The 22,821-nt window shown below is 64.0% G+C and carries 21 protein-coding genes and 2 pseudogenes; 12 read left to right on the top strand and 11 right to left on the bottom strand.

Annotated features, from left to right (window positions below):
* Positions 1–47 precede the first annotated feature (47 nt).
* Entirely contained in the window at positions 48–1,346 is a 1,299-nt protein-coding gene (egtB, locus tag B5V03_RS07160; protein ID WP_164987834.1) for an ergothioneine biosynthesis protein EgtB, read from the bottom strand.
* 240 nt (positions 1,347–1,586) lie between these two features.
* On the opposite strand from egtB, the gene grxD reads away from it, so the two are divergent.
* The 4 genes from grxD to B5V03_RS07140 are packed head-to-tail and all read left to right on the top strand — an operon-like array spanning position 1,587 to position 5,062.
* The gene (grxD, locus tag B5V03_RS07155; RefSeq protein WP_129268557.1) at positions 1,587–1,913 is read left to right on the top strand and encodes a Grx4 family monothiol glutaredoxin; all 327 of its coding nucleotides are present in this window, start codon (positions 1,587–1,589) and stop codon (positions 1,911–1,913) included.
* 3 nt (positions 1,914–1,916) lie between these two features.
* A complete protein-coding gene (locus B5V03_RS07150; protein WP_129268556.1) occupies positions 1,917–2,468 on the top strand; it encodes an O-acetyl-ADP-ribose deacetylase in 552 nt (183 codons plus the stop codon).
* Positions 2,469–2,514: 46 nt separating this feature from the next.
* A complete protein-coding gene (locus B5V03_RS07145) occupies positions 2,515–3,801 on the top strand; it encodes a serine hydrolase domain-containing protein (protein ID WP_164987833.1) in 1,287 nt (428 codons plus the stop codon).
* 1 nt (position 3,802) lies between these two features.
* Complete coding sequence (locus B5V03_RS07140) at positions 3,803–5,062, top strand: serine hydrolase domain-containing protein (RefSeq protein ID WP_164987832.1); 1,260 nt, start codon at positions 3,803–3,805, stop codon at positions 5,060–5,062.
* Here B5V03_RS07140 and B5V03_RS07135 read toward each other — a convergent pair whose 3' ends face one another.
* From B5V03_RS07135 to murI, 6 genes are all read right to left on the bottom strand, one after another.
* Complete coding sequence (locus B5V03_RS07135; RefSeq protein ID WP_129268553.1) at positions 5,063–6,130, bottom strand: threonine aldolase family protein; 1,068 nt, start codon at positions 6,128–6,130, stop codon at positions 5,063–5,065.
* An 89-nt stretch (positions 6,131–6,219) separates the two neighbouring features.
* The gene (rpsD, locus tag B5V03_RS07130; protein ID WP_129268552.1) at positions 6,220–6,837 is read right to left on the bottom strand and encodes a 30S ribosomal protein S4; all 618 of its coding nucleotides are present in this window, start codon (positions 6,835–6,837) and stop codon (positions 6,220–6,222) included.
* Between the two features lie 198 nt (positions 6,838–7,035).
* The gene (locus B5V03_RS07125) at positions 7,036–7,803 is read right to left on the bottom strand and encodes an acyltransferase (RefSeq protein ID WP_129268551.1); all 768 of its coding nucleotides are present in this window, start codon (positions 7,801–7,803) and stop codon (positions 7,036–7,038) included.
* A gap of 104 nt (positions 7,804–7,907) precedes the next feature.
* Positions 7,908–8,291, bottom strand: coding sequence for a cupin domain-containing protein (locus tag B5V03_RS07120; RefSeq protein ID WP_129268550.1), 384 nt, complete (start codon positions 8,289–8,291; stop codon positions 7,908–7,910).
* 68 nt (positions 8,292–8,359) lie between these two features.
* Positions 8,360–9,133: an HpcH/HpaI aldolase family protein gene (locus B5V03_RS07115; protein WP_129268549.1), complete on the bottom strand. Its 774-nt coding sequence runs from the start codon at positions 9,131–9,133 to the stop codon at positions 8,360–8,362.
* Positions 9,134–9,194: 61 nt separating this feature from the next.
* On the bottom strand, positions 9,195–9,992 hold the full coding sequence (murI, locus tag B5V03_RS07110) for a glutamate racemase (protein WP_129268548.1): 798 nt from the start codon (positions 9,990–9,992) through the stop codon (positions 9,195–9,197).
* Between the two features lie 173 nt (positions 9,993–10,165).
* On the opposite strand from murI, the gene B5V03_RS07105 reads away from it, so the two are divergent.
* Together B5V03_RS07105 and B5V03_RS07100 are read left to right on the top strand one after the other, a co-directional pair.
* Positions 10,166–10,717, top strand: a complete 552-nt coding sequence (locus tag B5V03_RS07105; RefSeq protein WP_129268547.1) for a cytochrome b — start codon at positions 10,166–10,168, stop codon at positions 10,715–10,717.
* A 189-nt stretch (positions 10,718–10,906) separates the two neighbouring features.
* Positions 10,907–11,548 (top strand): glutathione S-transferase family protein, encoded by a 642-nt coding sequence (locus B5V03_RS07100; protein WP_129268546.1) that lies wholly within the window; start codon positions 10,907–10,909, stop codon positions 11,546–11,548.
* 11 nt (positions 11,549–11,559) lie between these two features.
* Here the strand turns inward: B5V03_RS07100 and B5V03_RS07095 are convergent, their stop codons facing one another.
* Positions 11,560–12,465: a LysR family transcriptional regulator gene (locus tag B5V03_RS07095; RefSeq protein ID WP_129268545.1), complete on the bottom strand. Its 906-nt coding sequence runs from the start codon at positions 12,463–12,465 to the stop codon at positions 11,560–11,562.
* A gap of 151 nt (positions 12,466–12,616) precedes the next feature.
* Here B5V03_RS07095 and B5V03_RS07090 point away from each other — a divergent pair, with 151 nt between their 5' ends.
* Positions 12,617–13,363, top strand: coding sequence for an SDR family NAD(P)-dependent oxidoreductase (locus B5V03_RS07090; RefSeq protein ID WP_129268544.1), 747 nt, complete (start codon positions 12,617–12,619; stop codon positions 13,361–13,363).
* Between the two features lie 75 nt (positions 13,364–13,438).
* On the opposite strand, the gene B5V03_RS07085 is transcribed toward B5V03_RS07090, so the two are convergent.
* Both B5V03_RS07085 and B5V03_RS07080 read right to left on the bottom strand, forming a co-directional pair.
* Positions 13,439–14,245 carry a Crp/Fnr family transcriptional regulator gene (locus B5V03_RS07085; RefSeq protein ID WP_129268543.1) on the bottom strand — a complete coding sequence of 269 codons (807 nt, stop codon included), beginning with the start codon at positions 14,243–14,245 and terminating at the stop codon, positions 13,439–13,441.
* Between the two features lie 278 nt (positions 14,246–14,523).
* A complete protein-coding gene (locus tag B5V03_RS07080) occupies positions 14,524–15,606 on the bottom strand; it encodes a SecDF P1 head subdomain-containing protein (RefSeq protein ID WP_129268542.1) in 1,083 nt (360 codons plus the stop codon).
* Between the two features lie 204 nt (positions 15,607–15,810).
* Between B5V03_RS07080 and B5V03_RS07075 the strand changes: the two genes are divergently transcribed.
* The 3 genes from B5V03_RS07075 (at position 15,811) to B5V03_RS07065 (ending at position 19,042) form a co-directional block, all read left to right on the top strand.
* The gene (locus B5V03_RS07075) at positions 15,811–16,155 is read left to right on the top strand and encodes a hypothetical protein (protein WP_245502178.1); all 345 of its coding nucleotides are present in this window, start codon (positions 15,811–15,813) and stop codon (positions 16,153–16,155) included.
* 1 nt (position 16,156) lies between these two features.
* Entirely contained in the window at positions 16,157–16,978 is an 822-nt protein-coding gene (locus B5V03_RS07070; RefSeq protein ID WP_129268541.1) for a hypothetical protein, read from the top strand.
* Between the two features lie 156 nt (positions 16,979–17,134).
* Positions 17,135–19,042: an acyl-CoA synthetase gene (locus B5V03_RS07065; RefSeq protein WP_129268540.1), complete on the top strand. Its 1,908-nt coding sequence runs from the start codon at positions 17,135–17,137 to the stop codon at positions 19,040–19,042.
* An 80-nt stretch (positions 19,043–19,122) separates the two neighbouring features.
* Here the strand turns inward: B5V03_RS07065 and B5V03_RS07060 are convergent, their stop codons facing one another.
* Positions 19,123–20,499, bottom strand: a complete 1,377-nt coding sequence (locus B5V03_RS07060) for an ABC transporter substrate-binding protein (RefSeq protein ID WP_129268539.1) — start codon at positions 20,497–20,499, stop codon at positions 19,123–19,125.
* Between the two features lie 164 nt (positions 20,500–20,663).
* On the opposite strand from B5V03_RS07060, the pseudogene B5V03_RS42225 reads away from it, so the two are divergent.
* Together B5V03_RS42225 and B5V03_RS07055 are read left to right on the top strand one after the other, a co-directional pair.
* A pseudogene (locus tag B5V03_RS42225) lies at positions 20,664–21,182 on the top strand (CHASE3 domain-containing protein); the annotation flags it as partial.
* A gap of 96 nt (positions 21,183–21,278) precedes the next feature.
* Positions 21,279–22,574: pseudogene (locus tag B5V03_RS07055) on the top strand (sensor histidine kinase); the annotation flags it as partial.
* Between the last annotated feature and the right edge of the window lie 247 nt (positions 22,575–22,821).

Raw genomic sequence — 22,821 nt, 5'->3', positions numbered from 1 at the left:
CTCTCCTGAACGCGCTGTCCGGCGCGCATCTGTCGTCGGATTAAAGACTAGACGTAATCTGCGAGCCGCAGTCCGGTGAACTGCCAGCGATGGTGCGGATAGAAGAAGTTGCGATAAGTAATACGGCTGTGGCCGTCAGGAGTTGCAAGCGAGGAGCCTCGCAGCACCAGCTGGTTGATCATGAATTTGCCGTTGTATTCGCCGAGCGCGCCCTCGATGGCGCGGTAACCCGGGTAGGGCGAGTAGGATGATCGCGTCCACTGCCAGACGATGCCGAAGGCATCGTTGAGCTGGCCGGCGCGCGCGGCGACCTCCCATTCCATCTCGGTCGGCAGATGCTTTCCGGCCCAGCGCGCAAAGGCGTCGGCTTCGTAATAGCTGACGTGGCAGACCGGTGCGTCCGGATCGACTGGCTTGAGGCCGGCGAGCGTCATCAGCTGCCATGCGCCATCGACCTCGCGCCAATGGCCCGGGGCTTGCCAGTCTTCCTTGCTGGCCGCGGCAAAGCCGTCCATCAGCCACAGCGTTGCCTTCGCATAGCCGCCGTCGCGCATGAAGGCGAGCCATTCGCCATTGGTGACGAGATTGCGGGCGACCTTGACGGGGCCGACCAGGGCGCGATGCGCCGGCTTCTCGTTGTCGAAATGAAAACTGTCGTCGACATGGCCGACGGTGTGGATGCCTTCGTTGAGCATCAGCCAGTCGTCGCCGCTGCGCGTCGCGGACGGGAAGCGCCAGTCCGGGTCGTAAGCCGGATAGACCGGGTTTTGCGCGAAGGCGTGCAGGATGTCGGTGAACATCAATTCCTGATGCTGCTGCTCGTGATTGAGCCCGACCTCGACCAGCGGTGCCAGGGCCCGGAGCTTGTCCTCGCTCGTTTCACGGAAGAATTTGACGACCGCCGCATCGACATGGCTGCGATAGGCCCCAACCTCGTCGGCGCTGGGGCGGGTGATGTCGCCGCGATGATTGCGGGCATGACGCGGGCCGGCGCTGACGTAATAGGAATTGAACAGGAAGGCAAAGTCGGGGTGGAAAGACCGGTAGCCCGGGGCGTGCTCGCCCAGCAAAAATTGCTCCCAGAACCAGGTGGTGTGGGCCCGGTGCCATTTGATAGGGCTCGCGTCCGGCATGGACTGGATCTGCTGGTCCTCGGGCGAGAGCGACGCGGCCCGGCGTTCGGTCTCGTTGCGGACGGCGAGAAAGGCGTCCTCGAGCCGCCGGGCGAGGTTGCCCGGGTCAAAAGACGGTGACGAAAGCGGCGGACTGGCCGTAGCGGAGGCTTGTTTCGTCACGTTTTTCTCCAGACAGGACAAGAGAACGTTGTTGGCGTTGCCCGGTTCCAAAACCGGGGTTTGTCCTAGATAGGGGTTCCGTTACGGTATGAAAGTCCTCCCCGGCGATGATATTCGTGGCATCATGTAATGGGCCCGACGCCCTCAGGACAGCCCGCCTTGGGGCCGTTCGCCGCCATTTTACTTTGGATGCACAACGGTTTGGGCTACATATATAGGCAAGGATCGGGTTAGATCGGCTGAGCCGGCCCGAAGCAATTGTTGGGGGCTCCGCCCCAGAAGGACACGGATATGAGCATCGCGGAATTCATCGCCAACGAAGTGAAGTCGAACGACGTGGTTCTGTTCATGAAGGGTACGCCGCAATTTCCGCAGTGCGGGTTCTCCGGCCAGGTCGTCCAGATCCTCGACCACATCGGCGTTGGCTATAAGGGCCTCAACGTCCTCGAATCCGCCGAGCTGCGCAACGGCATCAAGGACTATTCGAACTGGCCGACCATCCCGCAGCTCTACGTGAAGGGCGAGTTCATCGGCGGCTGCGACATCGTCCGCGAGATGTTCCAGGCCGGCGAACTGCAGCAGCTGTTCTCCGAGAAGGGCGTCGCCGTCGCGGCCTGACGCGTGACCTCGCTGTCGCGCCGGATTGGCGGCGTTGAGCTCGAGGTCATTGTCGCTGACATCACCACACTCGGCGTTGACGCCGTCGTCAACGCCGCAAATTCGTCGCTCCTCGGTGGAGGCGGCGTCGACGGTGCGATCCATCGGGCGGCCGGGCCCGACCTCGTCGCCGAATGCCGTATGCTGCACGGCTGCAAGACGGGCGACGCCAAGATCACCAAAGGCTACCGCCTCAAGGCCGCTCATGTGATCCACACCGTCGGGCCGGTCTGGAACGGCGGCACAATCGGCGAGGACGATCTGCTCGCCTCCTGCTATCGCCGTTCGATCGAACTGTGCGGCAAGCACAAGCTGACCTCGGTGGCATTCCCCGCGATTTCGACCGGCATTTTCCGTTTTCCGGCCGACCGGGCCGCGAAGATTGCGATCCATACGACCATTGACGCCCTGCCGGCTGCGCCTTCAGTCGACCATGTCATATTCTGTTGTTTTTCGGAGGCAAGCGCCGCGCTCCATACGGACGTTTTGGCGCGCTACGGCGGCCCTTGTGCCTGATGATGCGGCCGGTACACTCCGCCCGCCCATGTTCCGGGGAGGGGATATGATCTTACAGTTTGGATTGCGTGCGCTTGTCTGCGGCGCGCTCGTATCGCTCGGCGCGATGTCACTCGCGCGGGCGGAAGGCACCTACGAGATTCCGGCCGGCGCACATTTCAATCAGGAGAAGCTCGCCAGGATCAGCGAGTTCTTCAAGAACGAGGTCGCCACCGGCAAAATCGCCGGCGCGACCGTGCTGATCAAGCAGGGTGGCAAGCCGGTCTTCCGCGAAGCCTTCGGCGTGCAGGACGTCGCCAGCAAGGCGCCGATCACCGACAAGACGATCTTCCGCCTGTTCTCGATGACCAAGGCGATCACATCGGTGGTCGCGATGAAGCTGGTTGAGGACGGCACGATCAAGCTCGATGATCCCGTCTCGAAATACATTCCGTCCTTCGCCAACCTGAAGGTCGGCGTGGAGAAGAAGGCCGACGATGGCACCAAGTCGCTCGAGCTGGTGCCGCTGAACCGTCCGATGACGGTGAAGGATTTGATGACGCACACCTCGGGCGTCACCTATGGCTTCTATGGCGACAGCCTGGTCCGCAAGGCCTATCGTGACGCCAAGATCTATGACGGCGATTTCGATCTCGCCGAGTTCGCCGAGCGCATCGCAAAACTGCCGCTGCACAACCAGCCGGGCGCGCTCTGGCAATACGGCCATTCCACCGACATCCTCGCGCGCGTCATGGAGGTCGCGGCCGCCAAGCCGCTGATCGACATCATGCGGGAGAAGCTGCTCGATCCACTCGGCATGGTCGATACCGGCTTTTTCGTCACGGATCCCGAGAAACAGAAGCTGCTGGCGCAGCCGGTGCCGAACGACAGCGATTTCCGGGTCGGCCGGATCAACGATCCGACGGTCGTCAAGAAGATCCAGTTCGCCAGCGGTGGCATGGTCACGACCATGGCCGACTATCAGCGCTTTGCGGAGATGCTGCTCCAGGGCGGCAGCTTCGAGGGCAAGACCATCCTCAAGCCCGAGACGTTCAAGCTGATGGTGACGGACCAGATCGGCCCTGGCTCCGGCGTCGATCGCGACTATTTCTACTTCCCTGGCGACGGTTTCGGCTTCGGCCTCGGGCTCGCGGTCCGCACCGATCCCGGCAACGCAAAACCGCCGCCGCCCGGCGATCTCGGGGAATTGAAGTGGGACGGCGCCTCCGGCTGCTATTTCGTGATCGACCCGAAGCAGGACATGTTCTTTGTCCTGCTGGAGCAGACCCCGACCGAGCGCCAGCGCGTGCAGCGGACATTGAAGCAGTTGGTTTATGAAGCCATGGAAAAGTGACATGAACGGGCGCCGCGCGCTGATCGCGGCGCTCGTTCTTCTGTTCGGTGTCGTCGGCGCGGAGGCAGGCTCCGAGGGGCGCCCCCACAATTTCTCGCAGGAAGGCCTGGCAAAGGTCTCCGACTACATCCGGAACGAGATCGTCGCCGGCACGTGTCCGGGCGCGATCCTGCTGCTCCAGCAGCACGGCAAGCCGGTCTATTACGAGAATTTCGGCGTTCGCGACGTTGCGACCGAGAACTCGATGAGCGCGGATACGATCTTTCGCCTGTATTCGATGTCGAAGCCGATCACGACAGTCATGGCGATGATGCTGGTCGAGGAGGGCAAGCTCTCGCTCGACGATCCTGTCGCAAAGTACATTCCGGCCTTCGGCGAGATGAAGGTCGGCGTCGAGAAAAAGGCCGAGGACGGCAAGGTTTCGCTGGTGCTTGAGCCCGTGAATCGTCCGGTCACGATCAAGGATCTGATGCGCCACACCTCGGGCCTGCCTTACGGCTATTACGGCGGCGGCCTCGTGCGCGAACTCTATGCCGCGGCCAATCTCTTCCACAGCAATCTCACCAACGCCGAGTTCGCCGCGAAGATCGCCACGCTGCCGCTGGTCGAGCAGCCCGGCACGATGTGGGACTACGGCTATTCCACCGACGTGCTCGGCCGGGTCGTCGAGGTGATCTCGGGAAAGACGCTGCTTCAGTTCGAAAAGGAGCGGCTGCTTGATCCGCTCGGCATGACCGAGACCGCGTTCTTCGTCGCCGATCCCCAAAAATTCCCGCGCATTGCCGAGCCGATGCCTGGAGATCGCAACATCAGTCCGACGACGCAGGTCCGCGATATCAGGCTGCCGCTGAAATGGGAGTCGGGCGGCGGCGGCATGGTCGGCACGATCGCCGACTACGCGCGCTTCTCACAGATGCTGCTCAATGGCGGCAGCTATGAGGGCCGGCGCTATCTCAAGCCCGAAACCATCGCGCTGATGGCGTCGGATCATATCGGTCCCGAAACCAAAATCGCGCGCGACCAGAATTATTATCCGGGCGGGACCAGCGGCTTCGGTCTCGGGTTCGCGGTGCGCACCTCGGTGCCATCAGGGACATCTTGGCCTATAGGCGAATATCGCTGGGACGGCGTCGGCGGCACCTTCTTCTTCATCGATCCCGAAGACGATCTGTTCGGGATTTTCATGGTGCAGACTCCGTCGCAGCGCGGCCGGATTCAACTCGCGTTGAAGACGCTGATCTATCAGGCGATGGCGCGGTGACTATGCCCCGCGCACGATCTCGCGCACGTAGCCGATCATCTCCTCCACCTGGCCCGCATTGACGTCGAGATGCGTGCAGGCGCGGATGCGGCCGTCCATCATCGCGAGCGTCACGCCGCGCTGGCGCAGCGCTGCAACCATCTTGTCGCCGGGGACGCCGGCGCCGTCGGGCTTGAAGAACACGAGGTTGGTCTCGGGCTCCTGCACCTCGACGCCTGCAATCTGCGACAGCCCGCGGGCGAGCGCGCGCGCATTGGCGTGGTCGTCGGCAAGGCGCTCGACGTGATGGTCGAGCGCGTAGATGCAGGCGGCCGCGCAGATTCCGGCCTGCCGCATCGAGCCGCCGAGGCGCTGCTTCCACTGCCACACCGCATCGATGAAGGCGCGAGAGCCCGCAAGCACGCCGCCGATCGGCGCGCCCAAGCCCTTGGAGAAGTCGATCCAGGCCGAATCCCACCCCGCCGTCATGTCGCGCGGCGAGATGCCGCTCGCGACGGTGGCGTTCAAGAGGCGCGCGCCGTCCATGTGGGTGACGAGGCCGTGTTGTTTGGCGATCGCGACGATCTCGTCGAGCGCGGCCTTCTTCCAGATCGTGCCGCCGCCGATATTGGCGGTCTGCTCGACGCTGACGACGGTCTGCGCCGCCTGGTAGCGCGTGCGCGGATGCAGCGCGTTGCGAAACGTCTCTGGCGTGAACTGGCCGTCGGCGCCCTTGAGCTGGGTCACCTGAAAACCGCCGATCGCGGCATGCGCGCCGCCTTCTCGGGCGATGATGTGCGCAGTCTCGTGTGCCAGGATTTCGTCGCCGGGGCGGCAGTGCACCAGCGTCGCGGTGACGTTGCACATCGTGCCCGAGGGCATATAGACCGCAGCTTCCTTGCCGAGCAGATCGGCGACGCGCTCGCACAGCGCATTCACGGTCGGATCGTCGCCGACCTGCTCGTCGCCGACCTCCGCCCGCGCCATCGCTTCGCGCATCGCAGCCGTGGGCTTGGTCTGCGTATCCGAGAGCAGGTTGATGCGCACCGGCGGCGCCTTGGGATCGATCGGGGGAGGGGTGTAGAGCATGCGACGGCTCCTGAAAGCATTGCGGCCACTGAAGTGTGGCTCTTAAGCAAAAAGGCCCCAGCGAACCGGGGCCTTTCGATATTCAGATCTTAGCGCGAATAGAATTCGACGACCAGATGGGGCTCCATCTGCACCGGGAACGGCACGTCGGAGAGGTGGGGGATGCGCACGTATTTCGCGGTCATCTTGCCGTGGTCGACTTCGAGATAGTCCGGGGTGTCACGCTCGGGGAGCTGGCTGGCTTCGAGGACGTGGGCGAGCTGCTTGGAGGCTTCCTTGACCTCGACCACGTCGCCGATCTTGACCTGATAGCTCGAGATGTTGACCTTGCGGCCGTTCACCTTGACGTGGCCGTGGTTGATGAACTGGCGCGCGGCGAAGATCGTCGAGACGAACTTGGCGCGGTACACGACCGCGTCGAGACGGCGCTCGAGCAGGCCGATCAGGTTCTCGCCGGTGTCACCCTTGAGGCGGCTGGCCTCGACATAGATGCTGTGGAACTGGCGCTCGCTGATGTTGGCGTAGTAGCCCTTCAGCTTCTGCTTGGCGCGCAGCTGCACGCCGAAGTCGGAGAGCTTGCCCTTGCGGCGCTGGCCGTGCTGGCCGGGGCCGTATTCACGGCGATTGACGGGGCTCTTCGGGCGGCCCCAGATGTTCTGGCCCATACGGCGATCGAGTTTGTACTTCGCCTCACTGCGCTTAGTCATCGCGTCCTCTTCAGGTACATGGTTTGAGGAAACGCGCCCTCCTGTGTGCCGGACTAGCCCGGCACTGACAGGTCCGATCCCCAAAGCTTAAGGGATTAGACCACGGGTCGCGAAACGCTTCGCGGGCCGAAATCGGCCCGCGAGCAAGCGGCTTTTAGGGGAGTTTGGGGTTCGCTGTCAATGCGAATGGCCCCGGAATCAGGTCCCGACGGCCCGGATCGGCTTTGACCCGGCTGCCCGCAATTCGGCAGCGATTTCAGTGTTCAGCACCTGTTCCAGCCGGGTCAGGACCCGGGCGATGGGGGCAGCGTCAGTGACCCGGTGGTCCCAGCGGATCACGACATGGATGGTCTGGTCCGGCTCGACCACCCCGTAGCTGACGATAAAGGGTCCGGGGGTGATGGGGTGGAGCTCGCCGCCGCCATAGGCGGCCACCGAGCTCACCGCGAAGCTGCCGAACCAGTTACCCCGCTGCCGGCCGAAATTCAGGCCGATCGCCCAGGACAGGCGCCGCAGCGGCAGCGGCAGGCGGGTCGCCCGCATGATCTTGCGGAACATGGGGATTTCATCGATCGGCGCCGTCTTGGCATGCCGGATCTCGGCATCGACCGCGGCCAGCGCCATGGCCTCGGGGCCTGCGATTCGCTGCAGCAGCACGCATTCCTCACCGTCCTCGACCCGGGCGATGGCGACCGAGGCGACGCTCTTCGGCAGCTCGTAGAACGACGGCCATGGCCATTTGGCATAGACGGTGCGCAGAACCGGCTCGTCTTTGGCCACGATGGCGAAGGCCTTGACGAACATTGCGGCCCAGCCGGCCGGCGCCATCGCGCCCGCGCGGGCCTCCAGCAGAGGGCGGATATTGAGCGAGCGGGCGAGCGACACGAACGGCACGCCCATCGAGGCGCGCATCAGATCGACAATCAGGCGGCGCGGCAGCGAAATGGTCTTGGCTTTCCCGCGCATCGCGCTCCGGTTCCCGGCGATTAAAATATGTGCAGCGAGCGGGTTCCCGCTCGCCGCCTGCTCTAGCACGAACCAACCCGCCTGGGGCCCGTCGGTTCGCCGCATCAGGGCGCCGGCGAGGCCAGCGGCTTGGTTTTGTCGACGATGTAAACTCCAAGCACTTTCATGGCCTTGTCGCCATGAGCCTTGGCGTCATGCACGACACCTGCCGGGATCTGGTAGGAATCACCGGGTTTCAGGGTTTTCTCCGGCTGACCATCGATGAGCAGAGCCAGCTCGCCTTCGAGCACGTAGCCGGTCTCGATTCCGGGATGGGTATGGCGTCCGGCCGCGCCGCCCGCCGGGATTTCCGCGATGGCGGTGACGGTGTTGTAGCCATCCGGAAATTCGACCTTCTGGAGCGGGGTCCGCTTGATGCCGGGCTGCTGGGCGAAGGCGGCAACGGCAAGGCCGGTGAAGGCAAGAGCGAGCAAAGTCTTTTTGAGCATTGTTTTCCTCCCTGGATCCGCTGAGCCTAGCAGCGCCGCGGTTCCCGGCAAGGTGGCAATCGGCTCGTTCAGCGCCTGATGCCGTCGAACGCGGCCATGATGCCGCGCTGGAACAACGACCAGTCGAAGCCGAGCGCGATCGCGCGGTAGCCGCGGTCGATCAGCTGGTTGGCCTGGTCGGCGGTGCGGGCCACGCCGCCGATCGGCACGCCGCTTTTGAGGATGCCGGCCTCGGCGCGGGCGACCAGCTCCAGCAATTCCGGATCGTCCATCTGCCCGCGCTTGTTGATGGACGTTGCGAGATCGCCGGGGCCGATCACCGCGACGTCGATGCCCGGCGTCGCCATGATCTCGTCGATGCGGTTGACGGCATCGACATGCTCGATGGTGATCATGCAGATCATCTCGTCATCGGCTGACGCCATGTAGTCCGGCATCGACTGACCCCAGCGGAATGGCGCGTGGAACGGGCCCCAGAGACGATCGCCGCGCGGCGGATAGCGCACGCTGCGCACCGCCTTCTCGGCCTCGGCGCGATTGGTGATCATCGGGAAGTTGATGCCGAATGCGCCGATGTCCATCGGCGCTTTCGCAAGCCATGGCTCGTTCGCCGCGATCCGCACCAGCGGCGTGCATGGCGTGCCTGTTGTCGCCGCGATCATCGCATGCGCTTCGGTCAAGCCGATCGGGCCATGCTCGAGATCGACGATGATCCAGTCGAGCGAGCGCGCCATGATCTGCACCATCTGCACGCTCGGGATGGTCGCGATCGCGCCGAAGGCGGGGCGCCCCTCGCTCCACAATTGGCGGAGGCGATTGAGCGGGGTTGCGGGGACCGGCATGTGATGACCTTGCGCGAGTTGACGACGGCGAATGCTAACAGCACGCCGCCGAGGCGCAAGATCAGGCCAGCGCGCGGCCGCCGAAGAACGGCGTCAACGTGGCACCGAGGCCATGCACGCGGTTCGATGTAAAAATCATCTCGGCGCCGAACTGTGCGATGCCGCCGCTGCGCGCGCCGAGTAGGTCGGAGACGCGGCGGGCGATGGCGGGGGCCGGGTCGATCCATTCGACCGGCCAGGGCGCGACCTTTTTCATCCGGTCGAGCAGCAGCGGATAATGCGTGCAGGCGAGCACGATGATGTCGGTGCGTGCGCCCGCGTCTGCGGCATCGCCGACGAAGCAGGGGGCGAGCTCGGCGAGGATGTCGCCGTCGCTGATCTCGTGGCCCTTGAGCTCAGCTTCAGCCAACGAGGCCAGCTCGGGCGAGCCGACCAGCGTCACCTCGCAGCCCTGCGCGAAGTCGCGGATCAGCGCCTTGGTGTATTCGCGCTTCACCGTGCCCTTGGTGCCGAGCACCGAGACGCGGCGCGTCTTCGACTGCGCACAGGCCGGCTTGATCGCCGGGACCGTACCGACGAACGGCTGGGAATAAGCGGCGCGCAAGTGAGATAGGACCAGGGTGGACGCCGTGTTGCAGGCGATCACGATGAGGTCAGGATCATGCGTGCCGATCAATTCCCCCATCAGCGGCACCACGCGGGCGATGATCTCGTCCTCGCTGTGGTGGCCGTAAGGGAAGAAGGCGTCGTCGGCGACATAGATATAATGCGCGTCCGCGCGCGCGGCCACGACCTCACGCAGCACCGTGAGCCCGCCAAGGCCGGAATCGAACACCAGGATCGTCGGAGAATTGGTCACGTCGCCACCCTAAGCCGCCATGGTTACCATTCGGTTTTTGGGGCGGTTTTGCGGCGAGGGCCGTATGAGACCATTTTGGAACGATTCAATTTCATGATTGCCGCATGTTCCCGCTATCAGCGGGGATATTGCACTGCGGACGGGGACAACTCCGCAAAATTCCGGGGACTGACATGATCAGAAACACTGGTAACGGCTGGGGCAGCGTGTCCCGATGGCTGCACTGGATCCTGGCGCTGGCGATCCTCGGCATGATCGGCTTCGGTTGGTGGATGAACCACATTCCGGCGCGCGCCGACAAGTTCTTCTACCGCTCCATTCACGCCGATATCGGCTATCTGATCTTGCTGCTCACCGTGCTGCGCCTGGTCTGGCGCGTCATCAACCCGACGCCGGCGCCGCCGGCCGACAGCCTGCCCTGGCAGAAGCTCGCCGCCCGCATCAGCCATGGCGCGCTCTATCTCGCCGTCATCGTCGTCATCATGCTCGGCTGGGCGCATTCCGGTGCGCACACGCCGGATTATTCGGACTTCTTCGGCCTGTTTCACGTGCCGCAATTCACCTCGCCGGACAAAGCGGCGGCGGACGCCTATGAAGACCGCCACATCCTGTTTGCCTATGTGCTGCTCGCTTTGATCGCGGTTCATTTCATCGCCGCGCTCTGGCACCACTTCATCCGCCGCGACCGCGTCGTGGCGCGGATGGTGACGGACGAGGTGGGGTAGGGGACGTTCGGTCCCGCGTCCGGGGCACGAGAGTGAGGTGCCATACACGCTCCACGTCGTCATTGCGAGCGCAGCGAAGCAATCCAGACTGTCTCCGCCGAAAGATTCTGGATTGCTTCGCTGCGCTCGCAATGACGGAGTATGATGCAGCAGCGGGACTGATCCAATTTGCGATCGTAAGGAGACGCCATGCTCACCGTCCATCATCTCGGCAAGTCGCAATCCGAGCGCATCGTCTGGCTCTGCGAGGAGCTCGAGATTGCCCACGAGCTGAAGCGCTACACGCGCGATCCCGTCACCATGCTGGCACCGGCCGAGTACAAGGCGCTGCATCCCGCCGGCACAGCACCGGTCATCACCGACGGCGAGCTGGTGCTTGCGGAGTCCGGCGCCGTCCTCGAGTACATCGTTGCAAAATACGGCAACGGCCGACTCGTGCTCGGCCCCAATGATCCCGCGTTTGCGCAGTTTCTGTATTGGCTTCATTTTGCCAACGGCACCTTGCAACCCGGCATGGGGCGGATGATGATCCTGGGCCGGCTCGATCTTCCCAAGGACAACCCGACCCTGCTCGCCATGAAGGGCCGCCTCGATCGCGCTTACGACCTTCTCGAAGCCAGGCTTCGCGAGGCCGACTATCTGGCTGGCAGCACCTTCACCACCGCCGACATCATGACGGTATTCTCGCTCACGACGATGCGCTACTTCCAGCCCTATGATCTCCAGCGCTGTCCGAACGTGGTCAAATATCTCGGCCGGGTCAGTGCGCGTCCAGCCTACCGGCGTGCGATGGAGAAGGGCGATCCCGGCATGGCGCTGCTGCTGAGCTGAGCAGGCAGCGATCAGATCGGCATTTGCTTGGTTGCGCGCTCGATGAGGTCGTCAAGTCTCGAGATGAATTTTGCCAGGATCGGCGAGTTGTTGGTCTTGTGATAGCCGACGACGAGGTCGATCGTCGGCGGCTTGCCCTTGAGTGGGCGGCTGACGACAGACCAGGGCAGGAAGTTCTTGATATAGCCCGGTATCAGCGCGAATCCGCGCGTAGAGGCAACCATCGATACCGCCATGGCGAGGTTGTCGGCCTCGTGCGCGGTCGCGATCTGCCGGCCACTTGTGGCGAGGTAGTGGTCGATAACCTCGCGGAGCGCGGGCGCTGTGTCCGACACGTTGATGAAGGGCGTCCCTTCCAGTTTCGCCAAGTCGATGCGGTCGAGCTTCGCCAGACGATGGTCGCTCGGCAGCACGGCGACCAGCGCTTCCTCGACCACGGTCCTGTAGACGAGGTCGTCGGTGCCGGGTTCGCGCCGCATGAAGGCGAGATCGAGATTGCCGCGCATCAGGCCCTCGGCAAGCACCGGCGAAAAGTCGCTCGTCACACTCACGTCGATCGTCGGCAACTCGTCGCGCAGGACCCGCATGGCTTCCGGTAGCCAGTCGATCTCCTGACCGGTGAGGAAGCCGAGGGCAAAGCGCGACTTCTCGGGGCGCGCGGCGCGCCGCGCTGCCTCGATCGCCGCATCAGCCTGCGTCAGCGCAAGGCGTGCGTGATCGAGGAAGGCCTTTCCGGCGGTCGTCAGTTCGACGCCGTGCACGCTGCGCACCAGCAGAGGCACGCCGACCTCGTATTCCAGGTCGCGGATCTGGCGGCTGAGCGAGGGCTGCGCGGTGTGCAGCCGCTTCTCCGCAGCCAAGGTCAGGCTGCCTTCCTCGGCAACGGCGATGAAATAGCGGAGATGGCGCAGCTCCATGAGCATACCTATCAGGTATGCCCAGAAGCTTACAAAGTCTTTTCCAAAGCCACCGCTCGCTAGGAAATAGCACTCCAGCAAAGGGCTCTGCACCGATGCCATACCTGATTGGCAGGAAATGGGGGGCCGGCGCCCGGCGAAGGAGAATGACATGACCGACCTCAAGGGAAAGACTGCTCTCGTCACCGGTGCCTCACGCGGCATCGGTCGTGCCTCGGCGCTAGCCCTCGCGGCGCGCGGTGCGCAGGTGCTGGTGCATTATGGCCAGTCCGCGAAGGAGGCTGAGGCCGTTGTCGCCGAAATCCGCAAGAACGGCGGGCGTGCCGACGCTATCGGCGCCGATCTTGGCGCGCCTGATGGCCCGCATCAACTGGCGGCACGCGTGCGCGGCATCGTTGGCGACCGGCTTGATATTCTCGTCGCCAATGCCGGCGTCGCCAAGTCGGCTGTGATCGAGGAAACGACGGTTGAGGATTTCGACCGGCTGTTCGCCGTTAACGTCCGCGCACCGTTCTTCCTGGTGCAGCAATTGCTGCCGATCCTTCATGAGGGCAGCAGCGTCGTGCTGGTCTCCTCGCTTGCTGCGCACGCGGTGGTCGGCACGCTGCCGGCTTATGCCGCGACCAAGGGCGCGATCGATACGCTGGTGAAGCATTTTGCGGTGGCGCTTGGTGCCCGCGGCGTGCGTGTCAACGCCGTGGCGCCGGGCGTGGTGGGGACCGAAATGTCGTCCTTCACCAAGACCGATGCGGGTCGCGACTACACGCTCGGCATGCAGACCTTGAAGCGGATCGCCGAGCCCGACGACATCGCGGGCGCGGTTGCCTTCCTCGCCTCTCCCGACGCGCGATGGATCATTGGCGAGACCATCCACGTCGACGGCGGCTCGAAGCTCTGAGCCGCGGTCGTCGCTGGATCACCGAATGTGTCGCAACTGAAAGCCGGGTGGCCGAAGCGGATTCGGCTGCCCGGTTCACGCGATCCTGTTCGTGGTGGGCGTCCGCGCCGTGGCCAGCTGCTTCTGCAGGCGATCGATGTTCTGCAGCAGGCGCTGGCTGGTCAGCACCAGGAAATAGTAGCCGAACTGCGGGTCCTGGAAGTAGATCTCGAGCAGCCGGTCGTAGGTGATGGTCAGCACCTGTCCGTCTTCGATGCATTCGATCGTGCCGGTGCGCCGGTTATCCGGCGTCAGGAAGCCGAGCTCGCCCATCAGCGCGCCGGGCCCGATCTCGACGCCGATTTCCTTGACCAGGAACTTGCCGGTGACCGTCAGCAGCATCTCCTTGGCCGGGTCGCCCAGCTTGAACAGCGTGTCGCCGCTGCGATATTTGCGCTCGGTCATGAACGGCTTGAGCCACTCGATCGACATGTCGCCTTCGGCGGCATGGCGCGCCTTCTTGACCAGCTTGAGCATCTGCCGCAGGCGAAGGGCGTTGATCGGAAGCAGCAACAGATAGAGCAGGAACGTCGAGACATTGGCCGAGAGCGCGCCGAAAACGGCAAAGAAGGCGCAGCCGACCATGTTGGCGACGCGCAGGGGCACCATCGTTCGCATCAGGAGGGTGGCGACGAAGAAGCCGGCGCCGACCGCGGCGAACAGATTGGCCAGCGTGATGTTGCTGACAAAGATCTCCAGCATCCGGTTGAAGATCGCGTCGTATGTGACGTTGTTGGGATCGAGGCCCATCTGGACCAGGATCTTCGCGATCCTGAGGTTGTCCGTCGCCGCATCGAGAATGCGGTCGAGGATCGAGGAAATGTCTGCGCTGCCGGACGGCATGGTACTAACCCCGCGTAAGGCCTTCAGTCCTGGTCGGTATTCGTGGCACGTATAGCCGAAATAGAATGACGACCGCTTGAAATGAAGCCTTTGGCCGTCATGTCGCAAGAGGCAAATTTTAGCCTGATCGGGCGTTTCGGCAATTGCCCGTTGGTTGTGCGTATGGCCGCGGTGTGCGCGTGATTCGCGGCGCTCGGGGGCGGGCCTTGGTGCCGTAGACGGACCTCTTGGATGGACTTGGGCGCCCCGGCGAGGCGGGGCGCTGGCGGGTCTCCGGCTTACGGCTTGGCGGCGGGCTGTACGACCTGCTGCTCGACGAGGGAGAGGTGCCCCGGCAGCGCGCCGGCACGCAGCAGCATGGCGACGCTGCTCGCTTCCTCCAGGCTGAAATTGCCGGAGATCTGGCCCGATCCGCCGGTGATGGGCTCGCGGATCACCGGGGCGGAGATCACCTTGTCGTCGAGCACGATGGCGAAGGGCTTTCCGACGTTCTCTTCGGTGATGTGGGCGAAACGCCGCGTGCCGCGGCCGTTGAAGCGGAACGAGGCGATCGGCTCCTTCGTACCGGCCGCAAATCCCGGGCCGGCATAGCTGATGTCGTCGCCGTCGAGCGCGCTGTCCCTGGCAACCAGATAAGGGCGCTTGTCCTTGAAGCCGAGCAGGACTTCGGTGCCCGCGGGCGGCGTGCCGGATTGCGCCTGCTCGGCCGGCATCGAAAGGTCGACCAGGCGCAAGCTGACTTTGACCCTCGTCGCGAAGATCGTGGTGACACGCTCGGGCTCCATCATGCCCGGGGTGAAAATGCGGATACGGTCCGTGCCATCAGGCTGGGCGCTGGCAAGCTTGATATCGGCGTCCTTCAGGCGTTGCTCGATCATGGCGATGGAATCTTCGACGAGATCGCGCAGCCGTGCCGCGGATGCGGCCTCGGTCGGCGCGAGCCTGACCAGTCCGTCGCCGCCGTCGGTGACGTCAAGCGCATGCGACGGCAATCCCTCCGCGGCTGAGGCGAGCTTGCGCGCGAGCTGTTCGCGGCCCTTGGCATCCGCGATCTTCATTTCAACGCCGCCGTCGCGGATCGCAAGGCCGGAGAAGGCGATCTTGCCGTCGCGGAGGGTCTTGTAGACATCGTCACGCAAATCCGTGACGACGCTCTCGCGTAAGCCGTCGGTGTCCACCTTGTAGATGATGCGCGATCCGCCCAGCTTCTCCATCTTGTCGGCGACGAAGGTGGCGATCTTGGTGCGCATCTTGTCGAACTGGCTGTCCGCGGCGAGCGTCGCACGGGGCAGGGCGATCGTGATGGCAATCGAAAGCGCGACAGTGAGCCGTCTGGTTCGATCCCGCAGCGCCTTGGTCATGGTGTCCTCGCGTGTTGTGGTGCGGTGCCTTTCGGCGAGGCCGCTGCCAGTCCTTGGTCCGCGCATCGTGCGGCGAGGTTCATCGGGCTCGATGGTATCTCTGAAAAGAAAGCTATATCAATGCTTTAAAATCGTAACCGGGATACGAATTTGCGTAACCGGGATACACGTGGTAATTTGGTGGTTCGTGGAGCAAGGTAATCGATGATCCCTGCGAACAAGCGCGTCAGGAAATATCGCAGCCAGGGTGGCGCGGCCGACCTCGTGCGCGTCGAAGTCCTGATTCCGCCGGCTGCACGCGATGAGGTTTTGGCGCTCGCCTCGCGCATGCGCGCGGAGCACCGGCTGACCAAAGAACTTCAATCGCTGCTCGACAGTGCACTTCGTCTCTACGGACCGCGCATTCTCGACAATGTCGATCTTGATCGGCTTCCCGATCTGCGGTCCCGAACAGCGGTCGCCGCGCGCGCCATGATCGAGCGTGGCGATGCGAGAGCTTTTGCGATGGGCAGGAAGATGCTCGACCGCGTCAACACGACGGAGGACTGAGATGGCTCTCAGCAAATTGCAGAGCGACATTCTGCGACTTCTCGCGGGAAATCGCTCCGACAGCAGCTATCTTGCCGGCGGCCTGATGCTCAACAGGGACTGGGAGCGACGATCCGACGACATCGACATCTTCCACGACACCGACGAAGAGGTGACCGAGAGCGCAAAGGCCGATCTCGCCGTCCTCGATGCCGCCGGCTTCAAGACGCATCGCGACTACATCATCTATGGCTGCGTCGATGCGACAATCTCGCGCGCTTCCGAAACGACGATCATCCAGTGGTTTGCGGAGACCCGGCTTCGATTCTTTCCGCTCGTGAAGGACGAGCAATGGGGCGCGCGGCTGCACCAGGCAGACCTGGCTATCAACAAGGTGCTGGCCGGCGCGGGCCGCTCGAAGGCGCGCGACGTTGCCGACCTCGTCGCCATCGGTCGCGATTATTGCCCGCTCGGGCCGCTCGTGCTCGCAGCGGCCGGCAAACCGCCGAATTTCTCTCCGGGCCGAACCCTCGATGAAATTCGCCGCCATGCCCTGTCGATTCCGGCGGAGGAGTTTGCCGCGGTGAAAGGCCTGCCGTCCGAATGGTCGGCGGCCTTCATTCGCGACGAGGTGCTTCGTCTGATCGAAGCTGCGGACCGCTACGTGATGACCGCGCCGCCCGAGTTGACGGGAATACTCGCCATCGACAAGGAGGGCGTGCCGATCGAGATGTCGAGCTCAAATCGCGCGGATGTAATCCTGCGAAAGGCGACCCCGGAGCCCGAGGTGATGCCTGCGCCAGCCGATTTCAACGCGGTCGGCTGGTCGCCGAAGCGTCCATAATTCGACTGCTACCGCCGTAGCCGTTAAGTCATGGACGAACGCCAAATCATCCATCATTCTGTCCGCGCTCCGCCGGCCCATCGGTCGGGGTCTCGCCAGCCCAAAATGTCAAAAGACAGGTGGCGGGGACATGCATCTGAGGGAGGACGGAATTCCATGGCGGGCATCCACGCGCTCGATCGGTTCATCGGCAACGACTATCCGGAGCTTTTGACGGACGCAGAGGTCCGGGCCTTCGAGCAGGTCCCTTACGCCGACCGCGTCGCGGCCGAGAGCACCTATGATGCCATCAGGCTTGGTGCAGCGCGCAATCCCGATGGGGCGGCGATCCAGTTCCTGCAGAATGCCGATCCCGCCGACACGCCGGTTGTGGTCACCCATCGCGATTTCATCGGCCGCGTCACGCAGGCCGCCAACATGTTTCATGCGCTCGGCGTCGAGAAGGGGGATGTCATCAGCTTCATGCTGCCGCTGGTGCCCGATGCCTTCGTGACGCTGTTCGGCGCGGAGGCGGCGGGCATCGCCAATCCCGTCAATCCGCTGCTCGAGCCGCACCAGATCGCGGAGATCCTGGAAGCCGCCAACACGAAGATCCTGGTGGCGCTCGGGCCGATGCCCGGCACCGACATCTGGCAGAAGGTCGAGCAGATCCGCCCGCAGCTGAAACATCTCAAGGCGATCGTGCAGGTGTTCGGTGGTGGCGACCCCGCCAAGGGCATCTATGCCTTTGGCGACCTCATCAAGCAGCAGCCCTCCGATCGGCTTATCAGCGGGCGCAAGATTCTTGGCAGCGATATTGCCGCCTATTTCCATACCGGTGGCACCACCGGCACGCCAAAGCTGGTGCGGCATACTCACACCAATCAGGTCTATCAGGCCTGGGCGCTCAACCTGCTGCTGAAGGCGAAGCCCGGCGCCAACATGCTGTTCGGCATGCCGCTGTTTCATGTCGGGGGATCGCTGACCCAGGTGCTGCTGACGTTGTCGGCCGGCGGTTCGCTGGTGGTGCTGTCGCCGAGCGGCTGGCGCAATCCGAACGCGGTGAAGAACATCTGGGGACTGGTCGAGCGCTTCAAGCCCGAGGCGCTGTCGAGCGTGCCGACGGTGCTGGCGGCGACGCTGGCGGTGCCGCCGGGCAACGCGGACATCTCCAGCCTGAAATATGCAGCCGGCGGTGGCTCGGCGATCCCCGTCGCCGTCGGATCGGCGATCCAGGAGAAGCTCAAGCTGCCGGTGGTCGAAGTCTACGGCATGACGGAAACGTCGAGCGTGCACACGCTGGCCTATCCCTCACGGCCGATCCGGCTCGGCTCGGTCGGCCTTCCTATGCCCTATGCGCGCGTGCGCATTGTGCAGCTCGATGCCGACGGCCGCTTGATCCGCGACTGCGCGCCGGACGAAATCGGCGTCGTCATCATGGCCGGGCCCGGCGTGTTCGGCGGCTATCTCAATGACGAGCACAACAGGGGCGCCTTCGTCGACGAGGCCTGGGTCAATTCCGGCGATCTCGGACGGCTCGATGCCGACGGTTATCTCTGGATCACCGGCCGCGCCAAGGATCTCGTGATCCGCGGCGGCCACAACATCGACCCGGCGCCGATCGAGGAGATCATGTTCCGCCATCCCGCCGTCGGCTTCGCCGCGGTGGTCGGCCAGCCCGACGCCTATGCCGGCGAGCTGCCGGTCGGCTACGTGCAGCTGAAGCCCGGCGCGACAGTCGAACCGGGCGAGCTCGAGACGTGGGTGCGCGAGCGCACGCCGGAGCGTGCTGCCGTTCCGGTGCAAGTGATTCCGATCGATCCGATGCCGGTGACCGGCGTCGGCAAGGTGTTCAAGCCGCAGCTGCGCTGGGATGCCGCCCAGCGCGTGTTCGCCAAAGTGCTTTCGCCGCTCACTGAGCGCGGCATCGATTGCAAGGTGAAGGTCGGCGCCCACGGCAGCCACGGTTCGATCGCAACCGTGACCCTTACGAACCTGTCAGCGAACCAACGCGAAGTGGTGGCCGGTGAGGTGCACACGCTGCTCGCGCCATTCGTGATGCGGCACGAGGTGGTTTTCGCCTGACCGGCATTGTCGAGCGGGCCGGGCCGATGGGGCCGCGCGCAGCGTGGTTCCAGCCCTGCCGATTGGGTGACGTCTCGCCGCTACCCGCGGATCGCCGCATTGGCCCTTTCGGCTGCGCCCGTCATCGCATCCTTCGCCGATTTCGCGCCGTTGACCACTTCATTGACGCCGATCATGAAGGCGTCGAGGATCGGTCTCGATTGCGGATGGAAGAGGATTGCCTTGGCGCGGTCGACATCCGCATTCTGCAAGTTGGTCAGTGCCGCGTCGGCGGCTTGCGAGCCGAACGCCTTCTTGAAGCCCTCGCTCGACCAAGCCGACACGCGTGTCGTCGCCAGCCCCGCTGCGGCGGTCCGCAGCGAGGTCGCCTTGCTCGTCGCCCAGAGCAGGAACAGGAACGCCGCCCGCTTGTTTCGAGATTTGGAATTGATGCACGCCTGCCAGTGCGACATGAAGGGGACGGGCCCGCGACCGGCGAGATGCGGAAAGGTTGCAAATCCAGCCTGCTTGGCGACTCGGCTTTTCGCCGGATTGGAGATGTCGGTCGCGAAGTTGCTGCTGTCGATTGCCATGGCCGTCCGCCCCTGCAGGAAGTCGTCCAGCACGTTGTACCATTCATAGCTGCCGACGCCGGCAGGCCCGGCCTGGCTGAGCAGCTGTCCGTACATCTCGACGGCTGCGATCGCCTCCGGGCTTGCGAAAGCGACCCTGTTGTGCTCGACCATGGCCCCGCCGTAGGAGAACACGAAGCCCATGGCCGGTGGGGAGGAATTGCCGCCGGCCTGGGCTCGCATGGCGATCCCCGACATCCCGCTCGTTTTGACCGCCTTGGCGGCGACAAGGAGCTCTTCGAAGGTCTGGGGAATCGGCTGGTCCTTGGCTGCCAGCGCATCCCCGTTGATGAACAGGGTCATCGCCTCTGAGGTAATCGGGACGGCGTACCGTTCGCCGTCCGACCACAGCGGGAAGGCTCGGGCCGTCTTGAGCAGGTCGCTCTCGTCATACCAGGCGGCGTCGGTCAGCGACCTCATGGAATAATATCCGTTCAGTGGCTCCAGCCATCCGTTCGAGATGCCCTGGCCATAGGTCGTGAACATGAAGACGTCGGGCGTGCTGCTGCCGCGGGCCAGCCTGATCGGCAGCGCGCCGAGATACGTGGTTTCCAGCTGGAAATCGATGGCGACGTTGATGCCGGTGAGGATGGTGAACTCCGGCAACAGCGGCGCGATCGCATTCGACCACGGATGGATCGCGCCCGAAAGTGCGATCGCCTGTCCCGCAAATTGCTTCCAGTCGATCGCGGCGTTGGCACGGATCGCGGCGGCATCCTGGGCAAAACTCCACCGCGGCAGCATGCCAAGGGCCGGCAGCACCGCCCCCGCCGCGCCGAATCCCTTGACGAAACTGCGCCGGCTGACCGGCATTTGACGGTTCAGTGAGTTTTCACCCTGCGCCATGCCAATGCTCCTTCACCAAGGCAGTCATTCACGGCACGTGAGCGCGCCGCCGCACCCTGCGACATCGTCGCCCTCGCCAGACCACTTACGGGGTCCGAAGCCGATGTAGTCTGGTCGGCTTCGCGGCTCACCCATGCGGGCCTATCCATGCTATCATCCTAGCAATGCTCTGGCCTTGGCACCAGAAGACGCGCCGGTCACGCGAGCATGAGCCTAGACAAATGTCAGCCCCTGCTCCGGCCTTGTCTTTGCGATGGTTTGCTCGTCCGCTGATCCTTGCGGTCGCAGTGCTTGTGACCCTGTTTGCCGCCACAGGCTTCCTCGGCCTGCAATATTGGCAGGAGCGGCAAGCAGCTCATCACTTCATCGAGCATAGCCGCCAGGTCCTCGAAACGCTCGATCGGTTGCGGGCGATCGTCGCGGAACTGGAGACCGAAAGGCGCGGGTATCTGATGACCCTCGACCCCGCCTATCTCAAGGCCTACGGCGTCTCTGACGAGAGCGTACGACGGGAGGCTCAGGCGCTGCAGGCGCTGGTCGCGGACGATCCGTTGCAGGGCCTTCGGGCCGGACATGTGGCACTGACCATTGCAGCAACGCTGCGCGAGATCGACGAGCTGCTGAAGACGGCCGGCACGTCCGGGTTGGCCGCGCTGGCAATGATCCGCAGCATGGACGAGATCCGCTCGCAAATCGACCAGATGGTGGATCACGAGCGCTTTCGGCTCGCCGATCGGGAGTCGCGCGCCGAAGCATTCGAGCGACGCTGGACCTGGCTGATCGCCGGCGCCGTTGTCCTCGTCGTCGCGCTGGCCGGAGCGGCGCTGGCGCTCGCGCGGCTCGAAGCGAAACGGCGGAGAAAGGCGACCGAGGAGAACATCCAGCTCCAGAGTGATCTTGCAGCACGAGATATCAAGATCAGGCGCCTGTTCGACGCCAACATCATCGGTATCATCATCTGGGAAGTCGAGGGGCGCATTCTCGAGGCCAATGATGCATTCCTGCGCATCGTGGGATACGACCGGGAAGATCTCGCCTCAGGGCGCCTGCATCGGACCGACCTCACGCCGCCGGAATGGCGCGACCGCGACTTGCATACCGTGGCGGAATTGAAGCGGGTCGGGACGGCCCACCCATTCGAGAAGGAGTATGTGCGCAAGGACGGAAGCCGTGTGCCCGTGCTGATCGGCGGGACCATGTTTGGAGAAGCTACGGATCAAGGTGTCGGCTTTGTCCTTGATCTGACGGCTCTCAAGCGGGCGGAAGCCGAATCGCGCGAACACGAGCGGCGCTACCGTGAAGCCCTGCTGGAGCTCGCGCACGCCAATCGCGTCACCACGATGGGGCACCTCACCGCTTCGATTGCCCATGAAGTCAACCAGCCGATCGCCGCAATCGTGGCCAACGCCGAGGCCGGGTTGAACTGGCTGGAGGCTCAACCGCTAAATCTGGAGCGGGTTCGACAAACGTTCGGCTGGATCACCAGTGACGGCATGCGAGCGGGCGATATCATCGGTCGGATCCGGGCACTCATCAGGAACGCTCCCCCGCAAAAGGAGAATCTGGAGATCAATCAGGCGGTGCTCGAGGTCATTGCGCTGACACGCAGCGAAGCGTTCAAGAACGGCGTCTCGGTGCGAACGCAGTTTGCCGAAGGCTTGCCGCCCATTCAGGCAGATCGGGTTCAATTTCAGCAAGTGGTGCTCAACCTGATTGTCAACGCGATCGAGGCGATGGCCGCGGTCGGCGAGGGAGGGCGCGAGTTGCTGATCAGCACCGGCCGGGATGCCCCGGACGGCGTGCACGTCACCTTGCGGGATTCCGGTCCGGGGCTGGATCCGAAGAATGTAGAGCGCCTGTTCGACGCCTTCTACACGACCAAACCCACCGGCATGGGAATGGGCCTCGCCATCTGCCGCTCGATCATCGAGGCGCATGGCGGGCGGATGTGGGCGGGCGCAAACGAGCCTCGGGGCGCCGTCTTTCAGTTCACCCTGCCTCTCGCGTCGGACGAGACCGCATCCCGCCTGCTGAGGGCGGATGAGCCAACGGGTCTACGCTCTGCGGCCCGATGACGGATTCGAGGAGGTGGGACCAGGACCGCAAGCAGAGCGATGCCGCGCCCTCGGCGCCTCAGGCAAGCGGGCAGATGATCTGCAACAACGTCGGCTGCAGGCCGGTCGAAAGGGGTGCCGTCTCGGGCCGGTCTCCAATGCAAACGGCAGCGCCAAGATCACCGGCGAAGTCTGCAATTGATGGCCAGGCATCGGTGATGTTCGGCCGCACCAGAGACGTCTGCGGTTGAGGTGAGGGCGGACGACA

The organism is Bradyrhizobium betae (assembly GCF_004123905.1).
Lineage (GTDB): Bacteria > Pseudomonadota > Alphaproteobacteria > Rhizobiales > Xanthobacteraceae > Bradyrhizobium > Bradyrhizobium betae_A.
This window is presented reverse-complemented; position numbering and strand designations above follow the sequence as displayed.